The organism is Bradyrhizobium sp. Mp27 (assembly GCF_029953005.1).
Lineage (GTDB): Bacteria > Pseudomonadota > Alphaproteobacteria > Rhizobiales > Xanthobacteraceae > Bradyrhizobium > Bradyrhizobium barranii.
In genome coordinates this window covers 1-5188 of the sequence record NZ_JASAUS010000296.1, presented here as the reverse complement: position 1 = coordinate 5188, position 5188 = coordinate 1, and the positions used below count along the sequence as shown (strand labels likewise).

Below are 5188 nucleotides of genomic sequence, written 5' to 3'. Positions count from 1 at the left end.
ATGGCCCGGGTTATTACCGACCCCGCGTTTATTACAGGCCATACGCTTGGGGCGGATACTATGGTCCTCGGTACTATGGCGGATGGGGACGTCCAATTTACGCCGGCTGGTAACTCAAAAACAGAAGCATGCGCCCCACCCTTGCGGGGTGAGGCGCTACGGCGGCATGCCTCCGCACGGAACCTTTCTTAAAGTCCGATTTTAAGGAGTTTCAGGGAGGTATCCCAGGAGGAGTATCGCAGATGCCCGAGTCACATCGGCGGTGGAGTGAAGAAGATATCTCCGAGCTCAAGAGCCTGGCGGGGAAGATGCCAGTTGGCCAGATTGCCGCTAAACTGGGCCGGAGCGAAGGTGCTGTCATGGTGGAAGCTTCGAAGTTGAAGCTCTCGCTTCGCGTTCATCGAACGCAACACCCGCAAACCGCCTCGGCTTAGCTTTTCAGCTCAGCCGCCGGTTAATGCGCGTTGCAGCGGGAACGCCCCACCCTCGCGGGTGAGGCGCTACGGCGGCGCGGTCAACGGCCCTACTGGCGCGCGCCAAGCAGAATCACCTCATCATCCGAAGTTCGCTTCGCCCACGCAGCGCGTGCGTGTTCTAGCCGGAGCGAACCGTCCCGATCGTGGCTCGCGGCCCACGTGTTTAGGCTGTCTGTGGATGCCCCCTTGAGAAGGACGTGAAGACCGCCCTTGTGAACAACGGGGTCGCAGCCCTTAGCTCTTAGCCCGGAATAAAGGTCTTCGCAAAGAAAGGTCTGGATGGGTCGATTTTGATGGTGGCGCCGCCGCTAAGATTAGTCATTGGTATTATTTCCCCACCCCCGTCCCGCGAGCATTCAGAGGACATGATTTCGTGGCATCATGATTCCATGAAGAAAACAACGAATGATCGCACGCTTCCACAGAAGCGGCCTGCTGTGACCGGGGCCCCGGTTATGGTCCGTATCCAGCCCGACATGGCCAAGGGATTAGACGACTGGCGCCGTCGCCAAGAGGATCTGCCCGGCCGGCCAGAGGCCATCCGCCGGCTGGTGGAGATCGGACTGAAGGCCAAGAAATAGATGCCAGCGCGTGCCAGTCATCTGCCGACCAGCTCGGAGCGAGATGCATTGCAGAAACTGCGAGCGGGTCGCGAGCTGACACTGAGAGCCCTTGAGCCCACCGGTCAGCGCACCATCGCAAACATGCTGTCGAAGAGCTGGATTGAACGTGGGAGCACGGCAGGAGCCGTACCGGATTCCTCAGCTTCGGTTCGATAGCGATCAGCTTCTGCGACCATGTGAGTCGCGAACATTTTATCGAAGCCTGCGCCGGACATTTTTGACATCTTGTCATGGTCGGCTTTTTGCTTCGCGTTCGGTCCGCCTGGTGAGTTCATTCCCAGTGCTTGGGCAGCATTTAATGCCTTCTGATTGGCGGCAGCGTGGTCTGTAGAGAGCATTCTGCCAAACGACTTGACGGCGTCGCTTTGACCGTTCTGCTGCGCCAGCTCTCCCATGTTCACTTCAGCGAAATTGCCCTCGATTGCCTTCTTAAGGAACGTTTCGCTTTGCTTATCTTTCGCAGATGCGCTGGCAATTGAGATTGCCATCAAGGTTGCTGTCCCGAGTGACATAAGCATTCTGTTCATCGGCAACTCCTGTGGGTTGTCTGTCGACGAACACGTCAATTGCGGAAGAGGTTCCAATTGAGCATGTGGCGCGTTGGATCTGGCGGACGCCTCTTGGGGTTCGGACGCAGGACCTACCGCAGGATATTAGTAGGCCGAAGTCGGCACGATCCCCGAGAGGAACCGAATAGTGCGGGCGCTATTAGCTCGCTATGAGCGATCGGATCCTGTATGAAAGCAGCAACGGCGACGTCTGGTCTTTGGCGCGACATCCAGCTTCGAGCACGCCAGTCGTGAAGCATCAGCCGAATGCCGGCTCAGGAGGACGGACCTCGTACATTGAAATCGGCCGATTCCTGCGCGACAGCGTAAACGGTCCGGAGCACCAGGCGCTGCTCAACCTGATCGGGACTTTGATACCAGACTAAGGAGGACGCAATGATGCGGTATCCTTGGACTTTAACGGCAGCCCTTTTCGCAGTCGGCGTCATCGCTTGGGCTGTGCTGGCTGAGCGCCCTCTAGAGAACCCGCTCCGGATCGAGGCTTCCCTGACCATAGCCGCCGACCCCGACCTTCGATTGGTCTCAGAGCGCAGCCCTTACATGCGGACAGAGCGATGATATCGAACAGCGCCCAGCCGCCAGCGTGAACCGGCGGTCCTGGATTTGTGGCAGTCCAACACGACGCGCTACCGCACTGAGCGCAAATAACGCTCGAGCCGGTTGGCGTGGTTCATCTCAGCGAAGGCCTTCGCCAACTGCTGGCGGGCGCCGGCTTAATTGGTCTGTTGAGCAGCAGAAGAAGTAGGGACGAAATTGATCCGCCTCCAGGCGAGCCAACTGATCCGCCAGCTTCGCCGCTCCTCGAGTCCAAATCGAAAAAGGGTCAGTTGAAGGTCGAAAATCGCGGCCGCCCTGTATTTCCGCCGAAATGAAACAGTGGCCGAGCAAAAGAAGACCCCAGCCAACTGGGCGGCGGGCTAGGGCCTGGGGGATCACTCCGACACCGCAGGGGGCTTGAGCGCCGGAGCACAGCTAGAACGAGGTGCGTTGCCGTTTGTTCCCGACTCCCCAAAATGCTCTCGCGCTCCAATCTTTTCGCACATGCGTATGGCGTACGAACTCTGCCTGGCGACGGCTAGCAAGCAGGTCCCATCAGGACCTGACTGGATCCACGAAGTGAAGCACGACCGCTACAGGATGCTAGTCATCCGGGAGAACGCGCGCGTGCGGCTGCTTTCCCGGAACGGCACCGACTGGACCAAGCGCTATCCCTAGATCGCTGAGGCCGCCCTGAAGAACCGTCAGAAGCATTTCGTCATCGATGGCGAGGCCGTGATCCTCGGCATTGACGGCGTTTCCGATTTCAACGCGCTGCACTCCCGCAAGCACGAGCATGAGGTGCAGCTCTATGCCTTCGATGTCCTCGCGATGGGCGGCGACGACCTGCGCGATCTGCCGCTGCATTAGCGCGAGACAAACGTTGAACGGCTTTTGGCGCGACGGCCGGATGGGATCACCGTGGCGCCATTCGAGCGCGGCGAAATCGGTCCGGATCTGTACCGTGCCGCTTGCCGCATGGGCCTCGAGTGCCTGGTCTCAAAGCATCGCGATCGGCCGTATCGCCGCGGCCGGCAGAAGCACTGGATTAAAGTGAACAACCGGAGCCACCCAGCGATGGGGGGCGAGCTGTGACCGACTGTCCCATAGGCTGCTACTGCATATACCTAGCGGAGAGCGAAATGGCTGAAAGGCACAGCGCCATCTCGGTCGCAACTTTCGGCAGCGTCACGCACAAAAAGTGCGTCGCGCCTATGCGCATCTTCAGTGTGCCGAACGGATGCTCGACGGTCTCGCGGCGTGTGCGCATGGCGTTTGGATTCTTGTCGAGCCGCGCCTGAGCGCGTTCGAGAACGTCCTCGTGCACCCATCGCTTGATACGGCGTTGTGGGCTCGGCGTGCACTTTGGCTTGCCGGGCTTTGTTTGCAAGTTGCGACCGGTCTGAGCCGCTTGTTGTCACCTCGTGCGCGACGATCAGATGGCTTTCTGTATCGACCGCCGTCTGCACGTTGTAGCCGACGACGCCAGAACCACGGCCGCTCGTGGCCATCGAACGGCTGTCGGGATCAGTGAACGATATCTGCTGATCGGGCGACGCCAGAACCCCCTGTTTTTCAATCGCTGCGAGTTTCGCCATTTCAACGGTCAGATTTTCGAGCCGTTCTTTGATCCGCGTCTTTTTTAACTCCAGTGTTTCCGACGGCTCCTGCCGGTCGGTGGTATCGAGCTGAGCGAGATAGCGCGCAACACTCTCCTCCAATTGCGTGCGCCGCCGCTCGACTTTGCCGCGCGTGAAGTTCTTATCGCGATTATTGACTGCTTTGAATTTGCTGCCGTCAATGGCAACGCTGGCTGTCGCGAGCAAGCCCATCTTGCGGCACACCTCGACGAAGCGCGCGCAGACCTTTTTGATGCCGGGACCATTGTCCTTGCGGAAATCGGCAATCGTTTTGTGATCGGGCGCAAGCCTGGCGAGCAGCCACATCACTTCGACGTTGCGGCCAGCTTCACGCTCAAGCCGGCGGCTCGAATGGACACGGTTGAGATAACCGTAAATGTAGAGCCCTAAGAGCGCGGCCGGATGATACGACGGCCTACCTGTGCCGGCAGGCTCAACGCCACCGAACCCAAGTTCAGCCAGATCGAGGGCTGCAACGAAGGCGTCGATCACGCGAACCGGATTGTCATCTGCAACCCAGTCGTCCAGCATTCCGGCAACAAAGTAGATTGCCCTCGATCAGCTCCTTGAACGAAACGAGTCATGCCAGCCCCGCCGATTCAGTGCGGGGATCATAGCAGGCACGGCGTTTTCACACAGCCAGGGTCAAAACGCGAAGAACTCAGCAGGAGCAAATCTCGTCCGCCTTGCCATACTAAGCGGACCTCAACGAAACGCTCCGCTACTTCGCAGATGGGCGAGCAGCGGACCTCCGGCAACGTCACGCGCCGCGCGGTGCGGCGTCGTGTCTTGAAGGAGGGCGCAATAACTGGCGACAAGCGCCCGTCGACGAACATCAGCGCGTGATCGGAGAGCTTCCGTTATCTGAAGACAGGCTGTGTCGGAGCGGAGCTCCGAAACGGATCATCGGAAGTTGAGAGTCCTCGATTGGGGGGCGGAGTGGCGCCGGGGAATGGGTTCCGCCAAGCTTCCTCACTTGTGCGATTGCAGAAATCCGGATGGCTGCATTTGCTCACCGAGTCTTGCCCCGTCAAGCTACCGAGTGCCCGCCTTGCAGGATGTGATCGGCGGGGCGGGTGGCGTGGAGGTGCAGCTTGCATTGCGGAATGGGAGGTATAGTCCCGGTCTCGAACCTTCTTGGAGTCCACCTGCGAGTTCATCCGTGCCTGCGCGTTTCTCCCTTGTTCCCAGGTCTGAAATTGCCGGAATAGCGCTTCCTTATCGGCCTCCGACTGTGTTTCGGCATGGAATAAGGACCCCGTTTTCGGGGTGATCGGCATCCAATCGGGACCCCGGGATAAGGGTCCACAGTGGCTTCCATCGAGTCATGGAAGCCGAGGTTG

The 5188-nt window shown here is 59.2% G+C and carries 4 protein-coding genes and 1 pseudogene; 3 read left to right on the top strand and 2 right to left on the bottom strand.

The genetic code is table 11. The features are described 5' to 3' along the window. The first annotated feature begins 766 nt into the window (after positions 1-766). On the top strand, positions 767-1057 hold the full coding sequence (locus QJT78_RS48220; protein ID WP_155258316.1) for a hypothetical protein: 291 nt from the start codon (positions 767-769) through the stop codon (positions 1055-1057). A gap of 104 nt (positions 1058-1161) precedes the next feature. On the opposite strand, the gene QJT78_RS48215 is transcribed toward QJT78_RS48220, so the two are convergent. Beyond that, a complete protein-coding gene (locus tag QJT78_RS48215) occupies positions 1162-1626 on the bottom strand; it encodes a DUF4142 domain-containing protein (RefSeq protein ID WP_281460753.1) in 465 nt (154 codons plus the stop codon). Positions 1627-2715: 1089 nt separating this feature from the next. Between QJT78_RS48215 and QJT78_RS53380 the strand changes: the two genes are divergently transcribed. Next, a complete protein-coding gene (locus QJT78_RS53380; protein WP_348652439.1) occupies positions 2716-2883 on the top strand; it encodes a hypothetical protein in 168 nt (55 codons plus the stop codon). A gap of 57 nt (positions 2884-2940) precedes the next feature. Continuing rightward, a complete protein-coding gene (locus QJT78_RS53375; protein ID WP_312016887.1) occupies positions 2941-3075 on the top strand; it encodes a hypothetical protein in 135 nt (44 codons plus the stop codon). A gap of 244 nt (positions 3076-3319) precedes the next feature. Here QJT78_RS53375 and QJT78_RS48205 read toward each other — a convergent pair. Then, positions 3320-4429: pseudogene (locus QJT78_RS48205) on the bottom strand (IS1182 family transposase). Positions 4430-5188: the final 759 nt, after the last annotated feature.